The following is a 23,370-nucleotide window of genomic DNA, read 5'->3' on the forward strand; positions in this document are numbered from 1 at the left end:
GGCCTGCGCCCGTTTGCGCCGGTTGCCCGCCCTCCCGCGCCCCGCCATAGTGCCGGGAATCAACGAAGCCCTTTTGGGCGGAAATGCCGAATGTTAGACGTGACTGCAGCCAATGAGATCGCCGCCGACGCCCGCGTGCGTGCCAATGTGGTGCGCCTTGCCGCAGCTCAAGCGCTGACCGGCGCCAACTCGGCGGTGATCTTCGCCACCGGATCGATTGTCGGCGCCACGCTTGCGCCCGACGTCTCGTTCGCGACCGTGCCCATCTCGATGTATGTGCTGGGGCTCGCCGCCGGCACGCTGCCGACCGGCGCGATCTCGCGCCGCTTCGGCCGCCGCACGGGCTTCGTCATCGGCACGGGCCTCGGCGCGCTCACCGGCCTGCTCGGCTCGTTCGCGATCCTGCACGCCTCATTCGCACTGTTTTGTCTGGCGACCTTCCTCGGCGGCCTCTATGGCGCGGTAGCGCAGTCCTATCGCTTCGCCGCGGCCGACGGCGCCAGCGCCGCCTACCGCCCCAAGGCAGTATCCTGGGTGATGGCCGGCGGCGTGTTCGCCGGCGTGCTCGGTCCGCAGCTCGTGCAATGGACCATGGATGTCTGGTCGCCCTATCTGTTCGCCTTCAGCTTCCTGGTCCAGGCCGCGGTCGCGTTGGTCGCGATGGGCATCGTCGCCGGGGTCGACATGCCGAAGCCGGCGCCGGCCGATCTGCATGGCGGCCGTCCCTTGCTCGACATCGTAACCCAGCCGCGCTTCATCGCGGCGGCTTTGTGCGGCGTCATCTCCTACCCCATGATGAATCTGGTGATGACCTCGGCGCCGCTCGCCATGAAGCTGTGCGGCTTGAGCCTTTCCGATTCCAATTTCGGCATTCAATGGCACATCGTCGCCATGTACGGGCCGAGCTTCTTCACGGGCGCGCTGATCGCCCGCTTCGGTGCACAGAGGGTCGTTGCCGCCGGCCTGCTGCTGGAGGCCGTTGCTGCCGGCATCGGCTTGTCCGGTATCACCGCGATGCACTTCTGGGCGACGCTGATCGTGCTCGGTGTGGGGTGGAATTTCTCCTTCATCGGCGCCTCCGCGCTGGTGCTCGAAACGCACCGCCCGCAGGAGCGCAACAAGGTGCAGGCCTTCAACGATTTCCTGGTGTTCGGCATGATGGCGATCGGCTCGTTCTCGTCCGGCCAGCTGCTCGCAAACTACGGTTGGTCCGCGGTGAACATGGTGGTGTTCCCGCCGGTGGTGCTCGGCCTCGCCGTGCTCTCGCTGGCGTCCTTTGCCCGCCGCCGCAAGGCGCGGCTCGAGGCCGCGATGGGCGAGTTCCCGGATGCGATTTAAGGTGGCAGGAGGCTGTCAGCAACGTTGATAGTTCGACCCCGGTCGAAGTGATTTCCGGGGCCTGGTTGTTACATGATGCTCGTCATAGACAGGCGGGCGTGAAGCACGGCGCTCGCGGGGGAAACACAGGAGAAGCGCAAATGCTCGACAATCCCCGGCACGACGCATCCATCGACGAATCCTCCCTCCGCTACGAAGGCTGGCGCATCGTCGCGGTCTGCTTCCTGCTCGCGACCTTCGGCTGGGGGCTCGGCTTCTACGGCCAGAGCGTCTATGTCGCCGAGCTCCAGCGCGCGCACGGCTGGTCGGCCTCGCTGATCTCATCGGCCACGACGTTCTTCTATCTGTTCGGCGCGCTGCTCGTCGTCTTCGTCGGCGAGGCCGTCAACAAATATGGTCCGCGCCTCGGCCTGATCGCGGGCACGCTGGCGATGTCGGCGGCCGCGGTTGCGATCGGCGCGGTGCGCGAGCCGTGGCAGCTTTATCTCGCCAACGCCGTGCTCGCCTTCGGCTGGGCCGGCACCAGCCTGGCCATGATCACCAACACGATCAGCCTGTGGTTCGACCAGAAGCGCGGCATGGCGATCAGCCTGGCGCTCAACGGCGCAAGCTTTGGCGGCATCGTCGGCGTGCCGCTGCTGGTGACCTTGATCGGGCATATCGGCTTCGCCAGCGCGATGTTTAGCGTCGCCGGCACCATGCTGGTGCTGCTCGTGCCGGTCATCCTGATCGTCGTCGGCCGCCCGCCCGATCTCCATGGGCGGCGCGCAGCGACGAAAGCAAAGCCGCAATCCTCAGGCGAGATCCGCAGCCAGGCATTGCGCGATATCGGCTTCCTCACGGTGACCATCGCGTTCGCGCTGGTGCTGTTCGCCCAGGTCGGCTTCATCGTCCACCTGATCTCGTTCCTCGATCCCGTGATCGGCCGCGAGCGCGCCGCTGTTGCCGTCGCGGTGCTGACCGCGATGGCGGTGGTCGGCCGGGTGCTGTTCTCGCTGGTGATCGACCACCTCGATCAGCGCCTTGCCTCGGCGCTGTCGTTTCTGAGCCAGGCGGCGGCGCTTCTCGTCGTGATCAATTTGCACAATGATTACGTGCTGATCGCGGCCTGCGCCGTATTCGGCTTCTCCGTCGGCAACCTCATCACGCTGCCGTCGCTGATCGTGCAGCAGGAGTTCGAGTCCGCCTCGTTCGGCGTGCTGATCAGCCTCAACACCGCGATCAACCAGGTGACCTACGCGTTCGGCCCCGGCGTCGTCGGCGTCCTGCGCGATTGGTCCGGCGGCTATTCGCTGCCGTTCTATCTCTGCATCGCGCTGGAGGTGGTTGCGGCGGGGTTGATCATGGTGCGGGGAAGGCCGCGTCGGGACTTCGTAGGGTGGGTTAGCGAAGCGTAGCCCACCACTGTTTATCTCCGCGGAGGCGAAAGAGGTGGGTTACGCCTTCGGCTAACCCACCCTACGCAATCACTCCGGCATCACGCCTCACGGTCCTTCAGCAATCCCTCCAGATCTAGCCTCTTCGTGACCATCGCAAGCTTGCCGTCCGGCCCGAACGGCCATTGCTCCCTAGGCCTGTCCCGATACAGCTCCACGCCATTCTGGTCCGGATCGCGCAGATACAGCGCCTCGGACACGCCATGGTCGCTCGCGCCATCCAGCGCAATGCCGGCCGCGAGCACGCGATGCAGCGCATCCGCCAGCGCCGGCCGCGTCGGATAGAGGATCGCGGTGTGATAGAGCCCGGTCGTACCAGGCGGCGGCGGCGAGCCGCCCTTGCTCTCCCAGGTGTTGAGCCCGATGTGGTGATGATAGCCGCCGGCCGAGATGAAGGCCGCGCCCGAGCCCATCCGCTGCATCAGCTCGAAGCCGAGCACGCCGCAATAGAAGCCGAGCGCGCGATCGAGATCGGCGACCTTGAGGTGGACGTGGCCGATCCTTGTGCCGGCATGGACGGCTGGGCTTTGCGACATGGTGCTGCTCCGTTGACCAATCCCAGATAAGGCTGGCTTCGGGACAGCGCTACGGGCCTTTCCCGAAACCCATCGTTTCCGGATAGGAAACTATGAGAGCTCGCGAACTTCGCCCTCGGGCAGTTCGAACTCGAACGTGTTCAGCGTCATCGACACCATCGTGTAATAGCCGCACAGCCCGATCACCTCGACGATTCCGCGTTCGCCGAGCAGCTTCACCGCGTCATCATAGAGGCCCTTCTCGATGCCGTGACCCTCGTGCAGCGACTTCGCGACGTCGTAGATCATCCTGCCCTTGGGGTCGTCGAAATCAGGCGTGCGGCGATCGCGGATGGCGTCGATGATTTTCGGGTCCATGCCGCCGGCGAGCGCGAGGCGCTTGTGTGCATACCATTCGTAATGCGCGGTCCAGTGCCGCGCCGTCACCAGGATCGCGATTTCCGAGAGTTTTGCCGGGAATATCGTGTCGTAACGCAGGACCTCGCCGAGCCGTGTGGCGTGACGGGCCATGTCGGGGCTGTTGAGCCAGGCCATCATCGGCGCCGGCGGTTTGCCGCGCTTGCCGGCAATCGACTCGTCATAGGTCTGCCGCTGGCTCTCGTTCATTTCGCCAGGCGAAAGAAGTGTCAGGCGCATCGTTGTTTCCTCTTTGTTTTCAAGCTTCGCCGTCGTGGTGACTATAGCCGAATGCGGAGGCCGCGCGTCACGGAAGTGGTTGAATTCCACGAGGCGATGGCTCAGAGTCGCGGCCAACAAGTCGATTTAGAAATGATGGAAACGACCATGAGCGACAAAGCGAGCGATGCCGAGACCGCCGATCTCGAACAATTCCGCAACGAGACGCGCGCCTGGCTCGAGGCGAACTGCCCGCCGGAAATGCGCAAGCCCGCGACCTCCGACGCCGACGTGTTCTGGGGCGGACGCAATACGAAATTCGCGTCCGAGCCACAGCGCATCTGGTTCGAGCGCATGCGCGACAAGGGCTGGACCGTGCCGGACTGGCCTAGGGAATATGGCGGTGGCGGCTTAAGCGCCGCCGAGCACAAGGTGCTGCGCGCCGAGATGGCGAAGATAGGCGCACGCCCGCCGCTGTCGAGTTTTGGCATCTGGATGCTCGGACCCGCGCTCTTGAAATACGGCAACGAGGCGCAAAAGAAAGAGCATCTGCCAAAAATCGCGGCGGGCCTGATCCGCTGGTGCCAGGGCTATTCCGAGCCGAACGCCGGCTCCGACCTCGCCTCGCTCCAGACCCGCGCCGAGAGCGACGGCGATGATTTCGTCATCACCGGCTCGAAGATATGGACGTCCTACGCCAACTACGCCGACTGGATCTTCTGCCTGGTGCGCACGGATCCCTCCGCGAAGAAGCACGACGGCATCAGCTTCATCCTGTTCGACATGACCTCGAAGGGCGTCTCGACCAAGCCGATCCTCTTGATCTCCGGCTATTCGCCGTTCTGCGAAACCTTCTTCGACGGCGTCCGCGTGCCGAAATCGCATGTGGTCGGCACCGTCAACCGTGGCTGGGACGTCGCGAAATATCTGCTCCAGCATGAGCGCGCGATGATCTCAGGCATGGGCGAGCGCGGCGTCGGCCGTCCGCTCGGCCAGATCGCGGCCGATTCCGTCGGCACCGATGCGCTGGGGCGGCTCGACGATGTGATGCTGCGTGGCCGGATCGCCAGCTTCGACGTCGATGAAGCAGCACTCGCGGCCTGCGCCGAGCGCGCGGTCGATCTCGCCAAGGCGGGTCAGGCGCATCCGGCGTTCTCGTCGGCGATGAAATATTACGGTACCGAGCTCAACAAGCGCCGCTACGAAATCCTGATGTCGGCCGGCGGCGTCGACGCGCTGGAATGGGAGAGCGAGCGCTCCAGGCAAGGAGCGCGCCCGCGCGCCTGGCTGCGCACCAAGGCCAACTCGATCGAGGGCGGCACCACGGAGGTGATGCTCGGCATCGTCGCCAAGCGCATCCTCGATCTGCCGGGGGCCTAGGATAAGCCTCATCCTGAGGAGCGGCCCTCAGGCCGCGTCTCGAAGGATGGCCACGGCCTGCATGGTTCGAGACGGCGCTTCGCGCCTCCTCACCATGAGGGTCACCACCGAATTCAGCGAACCGCACTATGTTGGAGCCCCGCCATGGCCCTCGTCCTCACCGAAGAACAATCGATGCTCCGCGACAGCGCGCGCGGGCTGATCAGCGACAAGGCGCCGATCTCACATTTGCGTCATCTGCGCGACAGCAAAGATCCCACCGGCTTCTCCAGGGAGTTTTGGCATTCCTTCGCCGAGATGGGTTTTGCCGGTCTGCTGGTGCCCGAAGAATTCGGCGGCAGCGGCCTCGGCTATGTCGAGGCCGGAATCGTCATGGAGGAGATCGGCCGCACGCTGATGCCGTCGCCCTTCCTCGCCACGAGCGTGGTCGCGGCCTCGGCCCTGAACCGAGGCGGCAACGCCGCGCAGAAATCCGAGTATCTGCCAAAAATCTCTAATGGCTCGCTGCTCGCGACGCTCGCGATCGACGAGGGCGCAAAGCATCGCCCGCTTCAGACCGGCCTTCAGGCCGTACGCGCCGGCAACGGCTTCAAGCTGAGCGGCGCCAAGGCATTGGTCGTCGACGGCCATGTCGCCGACCTCCTCATCGTCGCCGCGCGCACCGCGGGCTCGGCCGGCGAGCGCGAAGGCTTGACGCTGTTCCTGGTCAATCCCGCGGCCAAGGGGGTTGCGGTCGAGCGCACCATCATGGTCGACGCACACAACGCGGCACGGATCGAGCTTGCCGATGTCGAGGTCGATGCCGACAGCGTGCTCGGCGAGGTCGATCAGGGCGCTGGCCTGCTCGACGGTGTGCTCGATATCGGTCGTGGTGCAGTGGCGTCAGAGATGGTCGGCCTCAGCGAGAAAGTCTTCAATCGCACCGTCGAGTACCTCAAAAGCAGAAAGCAGTTCGGCAAGCTGATCGGCGAATTCCAGGCGCTGCAGCACCGTGCCGCCGAGCTCTATGTCGACATCGAGATCACCCGTGCCGCGACAATGAAGGCGCTTCAGGCGCTGGATGCTGATGTCACCAAGGCCGCCGCAGCCATCGCCGTCGCAAAGGCCCGCGCCGGCACCACCGCGACCCGCGCGGTGCAGGAGGGCGTGCAGATGCATGGCGGCATGGGCATGACCGACCAGTTCGACATCGGCTTCTTCATGAAGCGCGCCCGGGTCTGTGAGGAGTTGTTCGGGGACGCGAATTACCACACCGAGCAGTTGGCAAGGGCGCGGGGGTACTGAGGCGTACCGTCACGTCACACTGGATGTCATCGCCCGCGAAGGCGGGCGATCCAGTACGCCGCGGCCCCTCCGCATACGATTGACGTCTCGGACTACTGGATCGCCCGGTCAAGCCGGGCGATGACAGTTGAGATTGTGGATAGCGCCTGCCCCAAGCTCGTCATTGCGAGGAGCACTTGCGACGAAGCAATCCAGACTGTCGCCTTGGAAAGACTCTGGATTGCTTCGCTCCGCTCGCAATGACGGCGGATAGTGCTCCTTAACGCACCGGCGGCGCGTATTGCACGCCGCCTGCATTCCACAACTGGTTCATGCCGCGCGGGATCTTCAGCTTGGACTTCTCGCCGATATTGCGCTCGTACATCTCGCCGTAATTGCCGACGTTGCGGATGATGCGGACGACCCAATCCTTGGTGAGGCCGAGCTGCTCGCCGTAATTGCCCTCGGTGCCGACCAGCCGCATCACTTCCGGCTTCTTCGACTTCAGGGCCTCGTCGATGTTCTCCGAGGAGACGCCGAGCTCTTCGGCGTTGATCATCGCGTACAGCGTCCACTTCACGATCATCATCCAGTCGTCGTCGCGCTGGCGCACGACGGGGGCGAGCGGCTCCTTGGAGATCATGTCCGGCAGGATCATGCTGTCGCCGGGCTTGGACAGGTTCAGCCGCAGCGCATAGAGCTGCGAGACGTCGGCAGAGAGCGTGTCGCACTTGCCGGTGTCGTAGGCTTTCACCACGTCATCCAGCTTGTCGAACTTCATCTCTTCATACTTCATGTTGTTGGCACGGAAGTAGTCGGCGACGTTGAGCGCTGTGGTGGTCCCGGTCTGGACGCAGACCTTGCTGTCGGTCAGATCCAGCGCGGTTTCCTTGTTGCGCGCGCGCGGCAGCATGAAGCCCGCGCCGTCGTAATAGGCGACCGCGGGGAAATAGAGGTCGTAGTCGAGCTCGCGCGCCATGCTCCAGGTCGAGTTGCGCGAGAGGATGTCCACCTTCCGGCTCTGCAATTCCTTGAAGCGCTCGCTGGCATCGAGCGCGACGAACTTCGCCTTACTCGGGTCGTTGAAGATCGCGGAGGCCACAGCGCGGCAGAAATCCACGTCGAAGCCGGTCCAGTTGCCCTTGTCGTCGGGGATCGAGAAGCCCGGCAGGCCCTTGTTGACGCCGCACAGCACTTCGCCGCGGCGCACGGTGCGCTTCAGGGTGCGGGTGTCGTAGAACTCGTAGATCACCGCCAGGACGCCGACCAGCACGGCAACCGCGAGCCCGATCAGCAGGCCGCCTCGAAATGTGCGCATCATGTTGCTCTCTCGAAATAATCGGGAAAAGGAATTTGGATGAGGGCGGAAGGCATGATCCGGAGGATCATGCTCAAACCATAGCCCTAGAGTTCGGGCTTCTGCCGGATGACAACTTTGGTGCCGACCGGGACGCGATCATAGAGATCGGCGACGTCGCGGTTGACGAGCCGGAAGCAGCCCGAGGAGACCTTGGTGCCGATCGTGTCAGGACGGTTGGTGCCGTGGATGCGGTAGACCGTGGTGCCCAGATACATGGCGCGGGCGCCGAGCGGGTTGCCGGGGCCGCCGGCCATGAAGCGCGGCAGATAGGGCTGGCGCTGGATCATCTCCGGCGGCGGCGTCCAGTCCGGCCACTCCTTCTTGTTGGTGATGTTCACCAGCCCCTGCCACTGAAAACCATCGCGGCCGACGCCGATGCCGTAGCGGATGGCACGGCCGCCGGGCTGCACCAGGTAGAGATGCCGTTCGGCGGTCGAGATGATGAGGGTGCCCGGCGCCTCGGTGGTGCGGAAGTAGACGACCTGCTTCTGCCATTCCGGGTCGAGCTCGTAGGCGTCGTCGGCGACCAGGCCCGGCTCGTCGCCGCGGTCGGGTTGCTGGGCGGAGGCATGCGGCGCGAACAGGATCAACCCCACCGCAGCCAGAAACGCGCCGGTCAGGCGACGAAAATCCGTCATATCAAGCTCTCCCCGCTGCCACAGCGCAATTCATCGGAACTATCAAAGCTCAGGGCCATGTTCATGGCAAGTTGATGGCGCGCCCAGCTGGTATGTCACTAGAATGCTTTGATTTTTTGACGGGCCGGGAAATGCCACAAACAGGGGATGGCGCGAAAAGCATAGGTTACTGCCGCGAGGCCGGTGCGCTCCCTCTCCCGCTTGCGGGAGAGGGTCGGGGAGAGGGTGTCTCCGCAATGGGATACTCCCGATGGGGGCGAGAGCCCCCCACCCGGCGCTGCGCGCCGACCTCCCCCGCAAGCGGGAGAGGTTGCAGCGAGTACGTGGCTAAATCATCCGCGCCAACAGGCATCGATTTCAAATCTGGTCATTCTCCGGCGCAATCCCGAGCCGCCGGACGATCTCGGCGCCGACGGCCCGGGCCTCAGGCCGCGAACCGATGCGGGGGCTGCGAAATCGCTGCCCTGCGAGCAGCCTGATCACGATGATGCAGTGCTCGTCTTCGGACCGGCCGCGGCGCTCGACCGTGATCGCTTTCACCTGGCGCCCTTCGATATGGTCCACGCGTAGCGTGCCGTCGCCCCATAGGCGCTCAACGCGAATATCGCCTTGCCGGATGATCCAGAAGGCGCCCGTCACCAGATTGGCGTATCGGTGCACGGCGAAAGCGGCGATCGCGCCAACCGGCAGCAGCATCATGTCCACCGGCCCGGGCGACAGGCCGCGCCAGAGCTTGTAGGCGTAGGGAACGGCGCAGATTGCGACGGCGATCAGTGCGACGATCCCTTTGTCCCTCGCGGAAAACGGCTCGAGCGGGTCGCCGAGACGCATCTCGGGATTGCTGGCATCGAGCGGATTGACCGGAGATTCGACGTCGGGAACGTCGAATTGCGCGGCGATCCGCGCCACGGTGTCGTGCACATGCGTGACATCGGCGATCGGCGGCGACGTCAGCCGTTCTCCGGAGGCCAGCGTGAAGGCCAGTTGGAAGCGGGCTTTCGCCCTCTTGCTGCCGGGAACCTGCAATCCCTTGATGTCGTCCTTGGCGACCACCCGCGTGCGGAGCTTTCCGAACGGGCGCTGCTCCCCGATCAAGATCTCGTCCGGCGTGATGATCCACACCACCGCCGGCGCCAGCATGATGATTCCGACGAACGCGGCTCCCACGAGGAGGGCGACCACGGAGATGATCACCTCCAGCGGATCGTGGGTGAACAGGCCCGGCGTGAAGCAAAGCGCCACGGCGGCCGCAAAGCCGGACATGACCAGCCGCTGCGCGATCGAGGCGCCTTCACGAAGGCGAATGTCGGTGCTGGTGGTCGCGTCGTCCATCGCGGGCGGCTGATTGCGAGGCCTGCGAAACTCCACGGACAGGTCCATGGAGTCAAGCAACAAGGACGAGACCGCCGCAACCAGGTATCAGCTGCTGGCGTTCAGCAGCCGGCCCACCGTCCGGTCGATCTCGTCGTAGCGGCCTTCGCCTTCGTGCTGGAACACGATCTTGCCGTTCTGGTCGATGATGTATTGCGCCGGCCAATACTGGTTACGGTACGCGTTCCAGGTCCTGGAATCATTGTCCTGCGCCACCGGATAGGTGATGCCGTGGCGCTTCAGCGCGGCCTGCACGTTGGCGGCCGAGCGCTCGAACGGGAATTCCGGCGTGTGCACGCCGACCACGACGAGGCCCTTGTCCTTGTATTTTGCATAGAGCTCGGTGACGTGCGGCAGCGTGTTGACGCAGTTGACGCAGCCATAGGTCCAGAAATCGACCAGCACGACCTTGCCGCGGAGATCGGCGATGTTGAGCGGCTTTGAGTTGAACCAGGTATTGATGCCGGTGAAGTCGGGCGCCGTCCCCTGGGTTGCGGCTGCGACAGTGATCGGCGTCGTGGGCGCGGCCTCGTCGCAGACGCCGGGGATGACGGCCCCGGTCACGGCGATGCCGATCAGCGCGGCAGAGACGGCGAGCAGTTTGAAAGTCATGGAAAAATCCTCCGGTGAAGGTGAGGGTTGATCACAGGCCGATCTGGCCGGTGGGATAGAAGCCGGTGAGCCACGCCACGATCAGCGTGTCGTATTGGAAATAGGCGGCGAGCGCGAAGCCGATCACGACGATTCCAAAGCCCTGCTGCAGCCGCGGCGAGATCTGCGCGAGACTGCGCACCCGCGTGGTGGCGGCCTGTCCGCCATAGGCTATCGCCAGCATCGGGATCGCCGCGCCGATGGCATAGGCAATCAGCAGCGTGCCGGCCCAGCCGGGATTCCTCGTGGTCGCGACCAGCGTCAGGATCGAGCCGAGCACGGGGCCGGCGCAGGGCGTCCAGACCAGGCCAAGCGTGGTGCCGAGCACGAGACCGCCGAGCGCGCCCTCGCGCTGCGTGGCGCCGGAATTGCCGAGATCAAGCCAGCCGTTGAGCCGAATCGACAGCCATTCGAACGGCGCCGGCCACAGCATCAACAGGCCGAAGCCGAGCAGCAGGATCGCCGCCGCCTCGCGCAGCACGTTCGGATCGAAATCGAACAGCCGGGTGATCGCCCCTAACAGCAGAGCCGTCGCGGAGAACGAGACGACGAAGCCGAGCGCGATCATGGCGGGGCGCAGATGCGAGGTGCGGCCGATCGAGGCGCCGAGCAGGATCGGCAGCATCGGCAGCGTGCAGGGCGCGGCGATGGTGAGGATGCCGGCAAGGACGGCGAAGGTGAGTTCGAGCATCGGGGCACTCGTGAATGGGGGTCACAAGGTTGGTTCGGGCGGGGTGGGGCGGTCGTTACGTGGCGTCACACGTTCGTGACGGGAGAGGTGCCGGCCACAGTGGCGGTGCGCTCCCTCTCCCGCTTGCGGGGGAGGGTTGGGGAGGGGGTGTCTCCGCGCCGGGACGCTCCCCAAGAGGAAAGAACCCTCACCCGCCGCGCGCGGCGCGAACTTGGCCCCAAATACAAAACGACCCGGCGGGGGGCATCCCGTCCGGGTCGTTGGAGGTCCTTGGGAGGTTTAAGCAAAACCGTATGTGAGCTTTATAGGAGGGAAGTTTTTCCGCCTGATGTTGTGCTTTGTTTCAATTGTTTCGTCGGCGGTAACACTTCCGTGTCCGGGGAGAGGGCCGCATGGGCGATCTTATCCCCTTGAAATCACTTGTGTTAGGCAGCGAAGCGCTCGACGCCGGCGCCCTTAAGCAATTCGGCCAATTGCTTGCGGGCGTAGAACATCCGCGTCTTCACCGTGCTCTGGGGGATGCCGATGATCTGACCGACCTCCTCCACCGACTTCTCATGGTAGTAGACGAGGTTGATGATTTCGCGATGCGCGGGTGACAGCTTCTGAACACAGGCGCGCAGGATGGCGCTGGTGTCGCTGCGGTCGAGCGAAGTCTCCGGCGTGTCGCAACCGTCCGCGATCTGTCGCACGTCTTCCTGGTCGATGTCTTCGAAGCGGCGCTGGCGCATCGCGGTCAGCGCCTTGAAGCGGGCGATCGAGAGCAGCCAGGTGGAAACCTGCGAGCGGCCCTGGAATTGGCCGGCGGTCCGCCACACGTCCAGAAACACCTGGCTGACAAGGTCTTCCGCCGTGGTGGCGTCGCGCACGATCCGCAGGATGAAGCGGTAGACGCGCACATTGTGCCGGCAATAAAGGATGTGCATGGACGTCCGGTTGCCGTCGGCAATGCTTTCGAGAAGCATGACGTCCGAGGTCGCCTGAGCGGCAATGATGCTCTGGCTGGCTTGGGCGTTGATGGCGATGACGTTCGGCATTGACTTGGCTCCCCGTAGCGCCGCAACCGAGCGGCGTTTCCTTGGACCGAAGTGTTAATGAGCCAACGTTTCGGGACGTCTGCACGAAAAGGGGAAAATGGTTTCGTGCGCCGCCAAATTGTTTCGTCGGACAGGGTGCGACGAAACATTCGGGGCAAAAAAGCGTGGAATTTCAATATACGGAAAATACGGGGTGGGGAATTAGAGGCGGACGGAGGCGCCGGGAACGTATTCCGGGCTTTTGCGTTCGATGTCGCCTCAATCCCAGCTGTCGTCCCGGCGAAGGCCGGGACCCATAACCACAGGGAGAAGTTTGACGAAGACTGGCAGTGGAGAGGTCTTCCCACGGTACCAGAACCTGCACCCACGATGGATCACGCGGTATGGGTCCCGGCCTTCGCCGGGACGACACAGGAGGGAGTGCCGCCCGCCCCTACGCCTTCTCGCCGACCGGTGAAAACAGATAGCCGCCGCCGCGGATGGTGCGGATGACGGCGGGTTTTGTCGGGTCGGGCTCGATCTTGCGGCGGATGCGCATGATGCGCAGATCCACGGCGCGGTCGAAGGCTTCTGCGTCGCGCGCATTGGCCAATTCCAGCAGCCGCTCGCGCGACAACACGCGCTTCGGATTGGCCGCGAACACTTTGAGCAGCCCGAACTCGGATGCGGTCAGCGGGTGCTCGTTGCCCTCGTCGTCGCGCAAGGCCTGCGCTTCGAGATCGAGCCACTTGGTCCCGAACCGTACCAACTGGTCCTTGTCCGATTTCGTCGCCGCCGTTTCCGCCGCCACGGCTTTCACTGGCGTGCTCCGGCGCAGCACCGAGCGAATACGCGCCATCAGTTCGCGCAGCTCGCACGGCTTTGCCACGTAATCGTCGGCGCCGAGCTCGAGGCCGACGACGCGGTCGATCGGGCTCGCGGTCGCGGTGAGCATGATGACAGGCACGTTGATGCGGCTCTTGAGGTCGCGGATGATCGAGAGCCCGTCTTCTTCGGGCATGTTGAGGTCGAGCACGACCAGATCGGGCATGCCGCCCTGGATCGCGGTGCGCAAGGATTTGCCGCCGTCGCACAGCGTCACGGTGAAGCCGTGCATCTTGAGGTAATCGCCGACCATCTCCCGGGCCGGGGCCTCGTCGTCGACGATCATGATGTGCTGGCTTTGGGTCATGGTCTTGGGGTCACGGTCTTGGGGTCATGGTGTTGGGGTCATGGTCTTGAGATCACGGTATTTCGGTCGCGGGGAGGGTGATGGTGAAGGTCGAGCCCTTGCCGGGGCCGTCGCTGTCGGCGGTCACCTCTCCACCGTGCATGTCGATAATACGCTTGACGATGGACAACCCAAGCCCCGTCGAGCTCTCGCCGGCGGTCGGTTTTGCGGACAGCCGCTGGAACCGGCCGAACAGACGGCCGAGATCTTCCGGCGACAGGCCGGCGCCCTCGTCGCTGACGCGGATGACGGTGTCATGGCCCTCATGGGTGACGGCGACGCCGATCTTGCCGCCGATCGGTGAGTATTTGATGGCGTTGCTGATGAGATTGTCGATCGCCTCGCGGATGCGGTCGGTGTCGCACATGGTGACGATGTTGGCCGGCGCGGTGACGCTGATGGCCTGCTGCTTGTTGACGGCGAGCGGCTGGTTGGCCTCGGCGACTTCCTTGACCAGGGCCGCGACGTCGACCGGCTCGCGGCGGATGGTGATGTCGAAGGCATCGGCCATCGCGTCCGAGATCAGATGATCGACCATCGTGGTCAGGCGCTTCGTCGCGTCGCGGATGTGATCGACCTGGGCGACCACGCCGCTTGACGACGCGCCGGTCGAGATCAGCTCCTTGAGCATCTCGGTGCGGCCGAGAATGACGCCGAGCGGATTCTTCAGGTCATGGGCGACGGTGCCCAGGATCTCGTTCTTGAAGCCGTTGGCGCGCTGCAGCCGCAGCCATTGCGCCGACAGGCGGCGGTTGGCCTGCATCAGCGCGCGGGTGCGCTGGGCAACGCGGTCTTCCAGCTGGGTGTTGGCGGCCTGGAGCTGCTGGTAGAGGATGACGTTGTCGAAGGCGATCGAGAGCCGGCTGGAGAAGATCTCGACCAGCGAGCGGTCGGTCTCCGACAGCTCGCGCTCGGCCTGCAGCAGCACCACGACCTCGCGGCCGCTTCCGGTGCGCAAGTAAATCACGCTGCGATGGTCGGCGAATTCGTTTTTGCGGCCCTGGAACGCGGCTTCCACCATCGCGCGCAAATCAGGGTCGAGTGCCTTGGATGACGTCATGCCGATGAAGCGGCTGTAGCAGCCGCTGCCGGCGAGCACCGAGAGCTCGGGGTCGATGCCGCCATTGTCGCGCAAAACCAGTATGCCGGCGCAATCGACATTGAGCAGCGAGGCGAGCTGGGTCAGCACGCCCTCGGCGAGCCGCTGCATCGACTTGAAGTCGTACAGCGTCGACGCCGCATCGATGATGATCTCGAGCCCGCGCCTTGTCTGCACCATGCGCTCGAGCTGCTGGTAGGAGCGCAGCGCCGCGGTCAGCGAGGTGAACAGCTTGTCGGCGGTGAGCTCGGTCTTGGCCTTGTAGTCGTTGATGTCGTACTGCACGATCACGCGCCGCTCGGGCGCCTGGCCGGGCTGTCCGGTCCGCAGGATGATGCGCACGGTCTCGTTCTTGAGCTCGTTGCGGATGAACTCGACCAGTTCGAGGCCGGCGACATCCGTCTCCATGATGACGTCGAGCAGCACGGCGGCGATGTCGCCGTGCGCGGCCATCAGCTTGCGACCTTCGGCGGCGGAATGGGCGGAGAGGATCTCCAGGCCCTGGCCGTTGAGATTGTAGTCCGAGAGCGCAAAACGCGTGCCGTCATGCACGGCCTGATCGTCGTCGATGACGGCGATCTTCCATTTCCGGGTGTCAATATCCTCCGACGCGGTACCGGTGTCGTCGATCAGGTGGAGGACATCGTCCTGTTCGGCCATTGAGAAGTCCCGTCAGTCTCTGTGCTTTGCCCGCCGCCCTTGGCGACCCGGGGCATGATAATGCGAAAAGTAGTGCCTTGTCCCAGCTTGGATTCCAGCATCATGCGACCGCCGAGCTGCTGGGTGACGAGGTTATAGACGATATGGAGGCCGAGTCCCGTGCCACCTTCGTTGCGCCTCGTGGTAAAGAATGGGTCAAAGGCCTGGCGCTGCACGTCCGGGGTCATGCCGGCTCCGTCATCGGTGAAGATGATCTCGACGTCGTCGGCCCCGCGCGGCCGCGCCGAGATCGTGATCGTGCCGGCACGGCCGTCGGCAAAGGCGTGGTTGGCGGCGTTGAGGAACAGGTTGGTCAGGATCTGACCATAGGAGCCGGGATAGCCGTCGAGCAGCAGCCCCTCGGGCATGTCGACATGGAGCGTGATCGGCGAGCGCTTCAGCACCGGGCGCAGGCTCGCGATGATCTGGTCGGTGGCCTCGCTCAATGAGAACTGCCGCCGCTCGGCATGGGAGCGGTCGACCGCGACCTGCTTGAACGACTGGATCAATTCGCCGGCGCGCTGGAGGTTGGCAACGAGCTGCTGCGAGGCGTCGCGTGAGGATTGCACAAATTCTTCCAGCTGCGAGCGGCGCAGGCCGCCTTCGCCCTTGAGCTGGGCCTCGAAGATCTCGGTGCGCCGGGCCAAGCTCGAGGCGACGGTCAGGCTGATGCCGATCGGATTGTTGACCTCGTGCGCGACGCCGGCGACGAGGCCGCCGAGGGCTGCCAGCCGCTCGGCATCGATCAAATTCTGCTGCGCGGTGTTGAGCTCGAGCAGCGCGCTCTCGGCCTTCTCCTTGGAGGCGCGCAGCTCGTCCTCGGTCTGGCGCTTGGCGATCGCGTTCTCACGAAATACTTCCACGGCGCGCGCCATGGCCCCGACCTCGTCGCGCGCGCGCGTGCCCTGCACCTCGCGGCCGAGATCGCCGAGCGTGATCGCGCGCATCGCCGCCATGATCTGCTGCAGCGGCAGCCGGATCGACAGCCCGATCAGCACGCCGGCGGTGAGGATGATGCCGAGGAAGATCACGGCAATGGAAAGAACACGACGGGAGATGTCCGCCAGCGTGCGGTCGAACGTCTCCTGTGCCTTCTGCTCGCGCTGGCGCATCTTGGTGGAGAGGTCGTCGATGGCGCCGATCGCCTCGGCCTGGTTGGCGTCGATGGTGTTGCGCAGCAGCTCGGTGCGGCTCGTGAGCTGCTCGGAGAGCTTTGCAAAGCCCTCGCGCAGCGCGGCGGTGCGGGCCCCGAGCCGTTGCAGCGCCAATCTCTGGAGATCGTTGTCGGCGAGATCGATCATGACGGGGATGGTCTTCTCGATCGTCTCGGTGTTGCGGCGCGCGTCGTCGGCCGCACCCGATGACAGCGACAGATAGTAGGAATTGGCCGCGACCAGCATCGCGGTGAAGGCCTCGCGCGACTTGCCGAGCGAAGGCCAGATCAGCGCGTCGCGATGGCCGGTGGCGCCTTCGATGACGGAGTAGAGGCCCGCCATGTCTCTGGCCGGTCCCTGCACCTGCTCCTCATAGGTCCTGGCGATGGTGGCCTGCACGCCGCGCAGCTCGCCAAAGCCGTTGAGGAAACGGTCGGTGGTGCGCTCCAGCTCCTCGACCGAGCCTGATAGCATCGGGTCCTTGGCGGCGCGGTTGGCCAGCGTTCCCAGCACCGCCTCGCGCAGCAGCAGGATCTCGGCGAACAGGTCCGGGCTGGGCTGGTTGATGTAGCGGTGGATCAGATTGTGCAGCCGCCCGGTCTCGCTTTCGAGCAGCGCCAGAATCCGGTCGGACTCGCGCACCTGGCGCACGTCGTCCCAGGCCGAGCCGAGCACCTGCGAGCCGTTCCAGATCAGCGCGACCAGCACCACCACCACGGCGGAGTTCAGCGCCGCGATCGACAGGATGCGCCAGCGGATCGGCACCGCCCGGAGCACGCCGACCAGCCGCGCGCGCAGCCGCCCGATCGGGCCGGGCGGCCTGTCTGCGTGCTCGCTGTGTCCAAGCCCGGGCAAGAGGCTCACTCCACCTTGCGAATGCGTTCGATCAGGGCGGCCGCGGCCGGATCTTGCCCGGCCTTGGCGTAGATCGCGGCCATCGCGTCCTCGAACGGCTTGCGGTCGATATCCCTGACGATGATGACGCCGGCCTCTTCCGCCTTGCGCTGCGACTGCTCCTCGAGGTCGCGCCACTTCTCGCGCATGAATCGGCTGGAGCGGCTTGCGGCTTCCCTGAAGATGGTCTGGTCGTCGGCCGACAGGCTTTTCCAGGCCTTCAGCGAGATCACCAGCACTTCGGGGCTCATCGTGTGCTCGGTAAGCGCGAGGTAGCCGGCATGCTTGTAATGGTCCGTCGTCACGAAAGACGGCCAGTTGTTTTCGGCGCCGTCGATCAGATGGTTGGCAAGCCCGGTGAGCACCTGCCCATAGGGCATCTCGACCGGCTCCGCGCCGAGCGCGCGGATCATCTGGCTCATCAACTCCGACTGCTGCACCCGGATCCGCAATCCCTTGAGGTCGGCGATGTTTCTGACCGGGCGGACGCCGTTGTAGATCGACCGCGCGCCGGAATCGTAGAAGGCGAGCCCGACGAAGCCGTAGGACTCGAAACTGCCGAGGATCTCGCCGCCGATCGGTCCGTCGAGCACCTTCTGCATGTGCTCGATGGACCGGAACAGGAACGGCATCGCCAGCACGTTCATGGCCGGAACGAAATTGCCGATCAGCGCCACATTGGTCCGGTTGAGGTCGATCGCGCCGGCCCGGGTCTGCTCGATGGTCTCCTTCTCCTCGCCGAGCTGGCGGGAGTGGAACACCTTGATCTCGTGCCGGCCACCGCTGCGCTCGGCGATCAGGGCGCCCATGTAGCGCAGCGCCTGCACGGTCGGGTAATCCTCGGTCTGGGTGTCGGCGGCGCGGAATTCGCGCGCAACGGCGCCCGTCGCGCAGATGGCGATCAGAAGCGCGACGAAAACCACCCCGGTCCGCGAGCGTTCGGCACGGTTCAACACTGGCACACTCAACCCCTCAGTGGTGGAGTCTATGGCGGGAGGAAAAGGTTCAATGCAATCTAGCAGATGGTCAAGGGAAGGCCATCCCGCGTGGGCCCGCGGGGTGATTGTGTGTCGCGTCTGGCCCTCATTCCCGGTTGAAACTGGAAATGCCCCGCCTTAAGCAGGAGGCGGTCGCCTTTTGCCGCGCGGGATGGGAAGAGCCGTCGTGAATTCAGCATTGCGCTTTTTGCAGGTCGTTGCCGCCGCCGCGGTCTTCACGTTCACCGCACAGGCGCGCGCTGCCACGGACATCGCGTGGTGGCACGCGATGTCCGGCGAACTCGGCCGGCAATTGGAAAAGCTCGCCTCCGATTTCAACGCCTCGCAATCCGACTACCGCATCGTGCCGAGTTACAAGGGCAACTACACCGAGACGGTGACGGCCGCAATCTTCGCCTTCCGCTCGCGCAGCCAGCCTGCGATCGTCCAGGTCAACGAGGTCGCCACCGCCACCATGACCGCGGCCAAGGGCGCGATCTATCCGGTGTTCAGCCTGATGCGCGATATGAACGAGCCGTTCTCGCTCGCTGATTACCTTCCCGCCGTCTCCGGCTATTACACCGACGCGGCCGGCAATCTGTTGTCCTTCCCGTTCAATTCCTCGACTCCGATCCTGTATTACAACAAGACCATGTTCCGCGACGCGGGCCTCGATCCGGAGACGCCGCCGAAGACCTGGCCCGAGCTTGGGGCCGCGGCAAAGCGCCTGCGCGATCGCGGCGCGGTGTGCGGCTTCACCACGTCCTGGCCGTCCTGGATTCACGTCGAGAATTTCTCCGCCTTCCACAATCTGCCGCTGGCGACACGGACCAACGGTTTTGCGGGCCTCGATGCGGAGCTGACCATCAACAATCCGGTCGTGGTCAAGCACATCGCCCAGCTCAGCGAGTGGCAAAAGACAAAATTGTTCGACTATAGCGGCCGCGGCCAGTCGGCCGAGCCGCGCTTCCAGAACGGCGAATGCGGCATCTTCATCGGCTCCTCGGCGACGCGCGCCGACATCAAGGCCAATTCGAAGTTCGAGATCGGCTACGGCATGATGCCGTATTGGGCCGACGAGAAGGGCGCGCCGCAGAACTCGATCATCGGCGGCGCCACGCTGTGGGTGCTGCGCGACCGCCCGCGTGAGGAATACAAGGGCGTGGCGCGGTTCTTCGCCTATCTGTCGCAGCCAGGCGTTCAGGCCGCCTGGCACCAGAACACGGGCTATCTGCCTGTGACCCGCGCCGCCTTCGAGCTGACCCGCGCGCAGGGCTTCTACGAGCGCAATCCGGGCTCGGCGATCTCGTTCGAGGAGATCACGCTGCATCCGCCGACGGAGAATTCGAAGGGCATCCGGCTCGGCTCCTTCGTGCTGATCCGCGGCGCCATCGAGGACGAGCTGGAGCAGGCGTTCTCCGGCCAGAAGAGCGCGCAAGGAGCGCTCGATTCCGCCGTCGATCGCGGCAACAAGCTGCTGCGCCAGTTCGAGCGCGCCAGCCCGGATAGATAGTGGCAGTGGGATTTGGCCTCGGTGTAGTCACGAACGAGATGCGCTCCCTCCCCGCTTGCGGGGGAGGGTTGGGGAGAGGGTGCCTCCGCATCGGGACACTCCCCAAGAAGAAAGAACCCTCACCCGCGCCTTCGGCGCGACCTCTCCCGCAAGCGGGAGAGGTGCACCGCTTTCCTGGCATGCACCTCATCAACCAAAGCCGGCTTGCATGAGCGAGCACTGATGACGAACGTTCCATCGCAAATGCTTCCGGCTTTCACCGACGCCAAGAGTTTTCGCGCCTGGCGCTCTGATCCCTCGCGATGGCTGCCGATCGCGCTCGACATCGCGCGCGGCCATGATCTCGATGTCAGCGCGCCGCATGTATTTTCGACCGGCACCAATCTCGTGGTCGGGCTCGGCGACCGCGTGATCCTGAAGATCTTCCCGCCGCAGCTCGCAGCGCAATTCGTCTCCGAGCGCGGTTCGCTGACGCAGCTTGCCGGCCGCCTTCATCTGCCGATCCCCGAGATCGTCGCGGAAGGGATGCGTGACGGCTGGCCTTATCTCATCATCACGCGGCTATCAGGCACGCTCGGCGCGGAGGTCTGGCCGCAACTTCCGGAAGATCAGAAGGAGCGCGTGCTGCGCCAGATCGGCGAGACCATCGCCGCCGTGCAGCGCGCGCCGCTCGGCCCGCTCGCGCAGATACAGCCGCGCTGGGACGATTTCATGGGTGCCCAGATGCAAGGCTGCAAGGCCCGGCACACGCGTCTCGGCCTTGCGCCAAAATTCCTGGCCGGCCTCGACGACCTCCTGCGTGATGCCGCCGAACTGATCCCGATGGACGCGCCGCCGGTGATCTTGATCGGCGAATACATTCCCGAGAACTTTCTGCTCGCCTGTCATGACGATCAATGGTCGCTCGCCGGCCTGTTCGATTTCGGCGACGTGCTGGTGGGATGGCGCGACTACGATCTGCTCGGCCCCAGCGCCTTCATGGCCGCAGGCCGGCCGGGGAGGGTGCGCAACCTGCTCGAAGGCTTTGGCTATGCGAAACTAGATTTCGCGCTGAAGCGGCGGCTGATGGCCCTGATGCTGCTGCACCGCGCCAGCGATCTCAACAGCCACATCTGCATGGAGGGCTGGCAGGAGCAGGCCGACGATCTGGTCCAGCTTCAGGAGCTGATCTGGGCGGGGTGAGTGGCCGGAGCCAATCTTCGTGTCGTCATGGGCAAGCACTGCGAACGGAGTCAATCCAAACTTATCACCTTAGGGAGACGTTTGGTAATGGTTCGCGGTTGATACCTCGCAGAAAACTTTGGATGCGTATAGAACCACTTGCGCCGCACCAAGCACCGAAATTCACGCAGTATTTGATTACTTGGGGCCGAATGTCATCCCTCGCCGGGCCGTGCGGCGAGTCCCAATCAGACTTGTCTATCTTGCCGAAGGGCGCTGAATAGATGTCGTATTTTGCGTTCGACTGCCGCACGATCTGTGCTGTCATCATCAAGACGTGCCAACATTTCGCGAGCTTTGTAAGCTGCCGCTGCTATGCTGATCCCGTTTGAACTGCACACATCGTGACTGGCTTCCAGCAGGAAGATAAGTTGAGTGAGTAGATCCCGAACGGCTCTTTCATCGGTTGCTGGGGCCTCAAGCTCTCGTATTTGTGTCGACGCCCTATCTTGTTGTCCGCTCGTCTGGGGATGGCTCCTCTGGTGAGGTTCAGATCGCTTCATGGTAGCGCTCCATTAGTGGAGCGGCAAAACCATCACACTAATCGATCCTAGTCGGCGGCCCGAATTTTGGCAGGAGAATAAGTTGACAAAGCGCCCAGGTGTTGCTGACCGGCGGGGCCGGTCAATCGCTCTACCTCCATCGCGAATTGGACGCTTGCTTGTGGCCCTGCGGGAATCAGTAGGGAGGCGAGTGCTAAATCTTGAGGCTGATCCTCGATTTCGTGAGGAGGCGCAGAAGCTTGGGAAGCTCGGGCTTACCCGCGCCGAAGTGCCTGATTGGGTTCTGAAAGTGACTGGGTATCAGCTGAATACTGATCACCTTCGCAACGTCGAGACGAGCCGATCACGTAACCCCTCTCCGGCACTAATAAAAGCGTTGCTCACGGCTTATGGGCTCTCCGTGCACGAGGTCCGAGCCGTACTGGACGATCCGAACCTCAATGCCGTTTCCGGTGCAAATCCACACCTAATCGCCGGATGGCGCATGCGAAATCTGGCTATTGGCGAATTTGGGCCGGCCATTGGCGATGCGTTGCGTGTTGGCGATCAGGTGTCGACCTGGCTTGAGGTGGAAAAGGCCGCTTCCGGCGGATTTATGCCAGGTGAAATCAACGTCGTTGTTGAAGCATCTGAGGTTGCTCCCCCTGATGACTTCAAGAACTTGGCGAATCAAGCCTTGGCGCAGAATGAGCAGAAAAAAGCGGACGGCGTTCGTGGCTGGACTGATAACCCAACCTTTTGTCTTCTATCGGCGAAAGGGATGCCCGGCGTCTCACGCGACGAGCCCGACTTTGCTGTTCGGTCCATTGTCACGGACCTTGGTAAGGACGTAGAGGAGCGCCCCCATCTTACGCTAAGGCTTCAGCATTCCTGGTATCGCTACAACGTAATCGCCAAGCAAGCAGCCGGCGCAGGTCACCGTTGGCGAACTCTGCAGGAGGCTACTATTCCACTCAAGCCAGTAGCCTTCCTCGCTTCTGGAATTGGTGTGTGCGTCAACGTCATTTGCGATGACGCAAAGTCCATCGTGATTGGTCAAAGGTCGTTCGATGAAACGTTCAGAAAAGGCGAGTATGACATTGCTGTTGTAGAAGGTATACGTCCGGGCGCGGAAGGAGCGGGGTCGACAACGATACACGACGCTGCCTATCGCGCGCTCTCCGAAGAACTGGGTGTGAATAGGAGCATCCTTAAGCGTCCGTTGGAGGACATTATCAAGCGGCTAGTTATTTTTGAGTTCGGCTGCGATCTGGAGTTCTATCAGTTTAATTTTCTGGCGTTCGCGGAGGTCGATCTCGATTTCGATACGCTGTATGGCGCATGGCAGAAGGCGAAAGACCGGAAAGAAAACCAAACATTACATAAAGTTTCTTTCGACGAGGGAAGTGTGAAGCGTTTCATCGCCGAGCGCCCAATTTGGTCGTCCGGTGCTGCCTGCGCCCTTCGAACATTCGACTACTTCTGACAGCGACGTCGGTTGCATACAGGCTTAGTGCGAACCGGCCGCTGCCAATTTTTCCTGGAACTATGCGTTTTGGCTTTTGCCAAACGACAGCGACTGACGCTCGGGAGCCAGCCGGAGGCCGATGCTCGTCGTCTATTTTCTAAGCAAATATGCGTCTTTGTATGCAATTCCCTACAATCCGGGCTGCGCTCGGATCCTGGGTCGAAAAGATATAATCATACGTATAACCAATAGCTTAGTGAGCTTCCAAAGCCCCGTTAAGCCTTGGCACGAACCTTGCGAATCCAGTTCCAGCCAGAAACTTTTGTGTTGGAGCCAT

Annotated in this window: 19 protein-coding genes; 7 read left to right on the forward strand and 12 right to left on the reverse strand. The window is 63.6% G+C overall.

Annotated features, from left to right (window positions below; genetic code table 11):
• The first annotated feature begins 90 nt into the window (after positions 1-90).
• Both IVB31_RS17190 and IVB31_RS17195 read left to right on the forward strand, forming a co-directional pair.
• The gene (locus tag IVB31_RS17190) at positions 91-1,338 is read left to right on the forward strand and encodes an MFS transporter (protein WP_247324341.1); all 1,248 of its coding nucleotides are present in this window, start codon (positions 91-93) and stop codon (positions 1,336-1,338) included.
• 140 nt (positions 1,339-1,478) lie between these two features.
• Entirely contained in the window at positions 1,479-2,735 is a 1,257-nt protein-coding gene (locus IVB31_RS17195; RefSeq protein WP_247324343.1) for an MFS transporter, read from the forward strand.
• A gap of 80 nt (positions 2,736-2,815) precedes the next feature.
• Here the strand turns inward: IVB31_RS17195 and IVB31_RS17200 are convergent, their stop codons facing one another.
• Positions 2,816-3,310: a VOC family protein gene (locus IVB31_RS17200; RefSeq protein ID WP_247324344.1), complete on the reverse strand. Its 495-nt coding sequence runs from the start codon at positions 3,308-3,310 to the stop codon at positions 2,816-2,818.
• A gap of 90 nt (positions 3,311-3,400) precedes the next feature.
• Positions 3,401-3,946 carry a carboxymuconolactone decarboxylase family protein gene (locus IVB31_RS17205; protein WP_247324347.1) on the reverse strand — a complete coding sequence of 182 codons (546 nt, stop codon included), beginning with the start codon at positions 3,944-3,946 and terminating at the stop codon, positions 3,401-3,403.
• A gap of 147 nt (positions 3,947-4,093) precedes the next feature.
• Here IVB31_RS17205 and IVB31_RS17210 point away from each other — a divergent pair, with 147 nt between their 5' ends.
• Positions 4,094-5,305, forward strand: coding sequence for an acyl-CoA dehydrogenase family protein (locus IVB31_RS17210; protein WP_247324353.1), 1,212 nt, complete (start codon positions 4,094-4,096; stop codon positions 5,303-5,305).
• A gap of 144 nt (positions 5,306-5,449) precedes the next feature.
• A complete protein-coding gene (locus IVB31_RS17215; RefSeq protein WP_247324354.1) occupies positions 5,450-6,589 on the forward strand; it encodes an acyl-CoA dehydrogenase family protein in 1,140 nt (379 codons plus the stop codon).
• Positions 6,590-6,848: 259 nt separating this feature from the next.
• On the opposite strand, the gene IVB31_RS17220 is transcribed toward IVB31_RS17215, so the two are convergent.
• From IVB31_RS17220 to IVB31_RS17265, 10 genes are all read right to left on the reverse strand, one after another.
• Entirely contained in the window at positions 6,849-7,886 is a 1,038-nt protein-coding gene (locus IVB31_RS17220) for an amino acid ABC transporter substrate-binding protein (RefSeq protein ID WP_247324800.1), read from the reverse strand.
• An 86-nt stretch (positions 7,887-7,972) separates the two neighbouring features.
• Entirely contained in the window at positions 7,973-8,566 is a 594-nt protein-coding gene (locus tag IVB31_RS17225; protein WP_247324356.1) for a L,D-transpeptidase, read from the reverse strand.
• Positions 8,567-8,923: 357 nt separating this feature from the next.
• On the reverse strand, positions 8,924-9,898 hold the full coding sequence (locus IVB31_RS17230; protein WP_247324358.1) for a hypothetical protein: 975 nt from the start codon (positions 9,896-9,898) through the stop codon (positions 8,924-8,926).
• Positions 9,899-9,985: 87 nt separating this feature from the next.
• A complete protein-coding gene (locus IVB31_RS17235) occupies positions 9,986-10,549 on the reverse strand; it encodes a thioredoxin family protein (RefSeq protein ID WP_247324360.1) in 564 nt (187 codons plus the stop codon).
• 31 nt (positions 10,550-10,580) lie between these two features.
• Positions 10,581-11,279 (reverse strand): cytochrome c biogenesis CcdA family protein, encoded by a 699-nt coding sequence (locus tag IVB31_RS17240; protein ID WP_247324362.1) that lies wholly within the window; start codon positions 11,277-11,279, stop codon positions 10,581-10,583.
• A gap of 425 nt (positions 11,280-11,704) precedes the next feature.
• Positions 11,705-12,316, reverse strand: a complete 612-nt coding sequence (locus IVB31_RS17245; RefSeq protein WP_247324363.1) for a sigma-70 family RNA polymerase sigma factor — start codon at positions 12,314-12,316, stop codon at positions 11,705-11,707.
• A 433-nt stretch (positions 12,317-12,749) separates the two neighbouring features.
• Positions 12,750-13,487 (reverse strand): response regulator, encoded by a 738-nt coding sequence (locus tag IVB31_RS17250; RefSeq protein ID WP_247324365.1) that lies wholly within the window; start codon positions 13,485-13,487, stop codon positions 12,750-12,752.
• Positions 13,488-13,539: 52 nt separating this feature from the next.
• Positions 13,540-15,285, reverse strand: coding sequence for a DUF3369 domain-containing protein (locus tag IVB31_RS17255; RefSeq protein ID WP_247324367.1), 1,746 nt, complete (start codon positions 15,283-15,285; stop codon positions 13,540-13,542).
• Positions 15,255-17,285, reverse strand: a complete 2,031-nt coding sequence (locus IVB31_RS17260; RefSeq protein WP_247324801.1) for an ATP-binding protein — start codon at positions 17,283-17,285, stop codon at positions 15,255-15,257. Before IVB31_RS17260 ends, IVB31_RS17255 begins: the two co-directional genes overlap by 31 nt.
• Positions 17,286-17,338: 53 nt before the next feature.
• Positions 17,339-18,334: a TRAP transporter substrate-binding protein gene (locus IVB31_RS17265; RefSeq protein ID WP_247324379.1), complete on the reverse strand. Its 996-nt coding sequence runs from the start codon at positions 18,332-18,334 to the stop codon at positions 17,339-17,341.
• A 187-nt stretch (positions 18,335-18,521) separates the two neighbouring features.
• Between IVB31_RS17265 and ugpB the strand changes: the two genes are divergently transcribed.
• The 3 genes from ugpB to IVB31_RS17280 all read left to right on the forward strand — a co-directional run bounded on the left by ugpB (position 18,522) and on the right by IVB31_RS17280 (position 23,051).
• Positions 18,522-19,862, forward strand: a complete 1,341-nt coding sequence (ugpB, locus tag IVB31_RS17270) for a sn-glycerol-3-phosphate ABC transporter substrate-binding protein UgpB (protein WP_247324380.1) — start codon at positions 18,522-18,524, stop codon at positions 19,860-19,862.
• Between the two features lie 222 nt (positions 19,863-20,084).
• The gene (locus IVB31_RS17275; RefSeq protein WP_247324382.1) at positions 20,085-21,044 is read left to right on the forward strand and encodes an aminoglycoside 3'-phosphotransferase/choline kinase family protein; all 960 of its coding nucleotides are present in this window, start codon (positions 20,085-20,087) and stop codon (positions 21,042-21,044) included.
• 732 nt (positions 21,045-21,776) lie between these two features.
• Positions 21,777-23,051 (forward strand): helix-turn-helix transcriptional regulator, encoded by a 1,275-nt coding sequence (locus tag IVB31_RS17280; RefSeq protein ID WP_247324383.1) that lies wholly within the window; start codon positions 21,777-21,779, stop codon positions 23,049-23,051.
• Positions 23,052-23,370 lie beyond the last annotated feature (319 nt).

Origin of the sequence: Bradyrhizobium sp. 21 (assembly GCF_023073335.1) — a bacterium.
GTDB lineage: Bacteria > Pseudomonadota > Alphaproteobacteria > Rhizobiales > Xanthobacteraceae > Bradyrhizobium.

Excerpts from the sequence above, each read along its gene's own strand:
- IVB31_RS17190 (WP_247324341.1), top strand. The coding sequence starts at position 91 with ATGTTAGACGTGACTGCAGCCAATGAGATCGCCGCCGACGCCCGCGTG.
- IVB31_RS17195 (WP_247324343.1), top strand. The coding sequence starts at position 1,479 with ATGCTCGACAATCCCCGGCACGACGCATCCATCGACGAATCCTCCCTC.
- IVB31_RS17200 (WP_247324344.1), bottom strand. The coding sequence starts at position 3,310 with ATGTCGCAAAGCCCAGCCGTCCATGCCGGCACAAGGATCGGCCACGTC.
- IVB31_RS17205 (WP_247324347.1), bottom strand. The coding sequence starts at position 3,946 with ATGCGCCTGACACTTCTTTCGCCTGGCGAAATGAACGAGAGCCAGCGG.
- IVB31_RS17210 (WP_247324353.1), top strand. The coding sequence starts at position 4,094 with ATGAGCGACAAAGCGAGCGATGCCGAGACCGCCGATCTCGAACAATTC.
- IVB31_RS17215 (WP_247324354.1), top strand. The coding sequence starts at position 5,450 with ATGGCCCTCGTCCTCACCGAAGAACAATCGATGCTCCGCGACAGCGCG.
- IVB31_RS17220 (WP_247324800.1), bottom strand. The coding sequence starts at position 7,886 with ATGCGCACATTTCGAGGCGGCCTGCTGATCGGGCTCGCGGTTGCCGTG.
- IVB31_RS17225 (WP_247324356.1), bottom strand. The coding sequence starts at position 8,566 with ATGACGGATTTTCGTCGCCTGACCGGCGCGTTTCTGGCTGCGGTGGGG.
- IVB31_RS17230 (WP_247324358.1), bottom strand. The coding sequence starts at position 9,898 with ATGGACGACGCGACCACCAGCACCGACATTCGCCTTCGTGAAGGCGCC.
- IVB31_RS17235 (WP_247324360.1), bottom strand. The coding sequence starts at position 10,549 with ATGACTTTCAAACTGCTCGCCGTCTCTGCCGCGCTGATCGGCATCGCC.
- IVB31_RS17240 (WP_247324362.1), bottom strand. The coding sequence starts at position 11,279 with ATGCTCGAACTCACCTTCGCCGTCCTTGCCGGCATCCTCACCATCGCC.
- IVB31_RS17245 (WP_247324363.1), bottom strand. The coding sequence starts at position 12,316 with ATGCCGAACGTCATCGCCATCAACGCCCAAGCCAGCCAGAGCATCATT.
- IVB31_RS17250 (WP_247324365.1), bottom strand. The coding sequence starts at position 13,487 with ATGACCCAAAGCCAGCACATCATGATCGTCGACGACGAGGCCCCGGCC.
- IVB31_RS17255 (WP_247324367.1), bottom strand. The coding sequence starts at position 15,285 with ATGGCCGAACAGGACGATGTCCTCCACCTGATCGACGACACCGGTACC.
- ugpB (WP_247324380.1), top strand. The coding sequence starts at position 18,522 with ATGGGAAGAGCCGTCGTGAATTCAGCATTGCGCTTTTTGCAGGTCGTT.
- IVB31_RS17275 (WP_247324382.1), top strand. The coding sequence starts at position 20,085 with ATGACGAACGTTCCATCGCAAATGCTTCCGGCTTTCACCGACGCCAAG.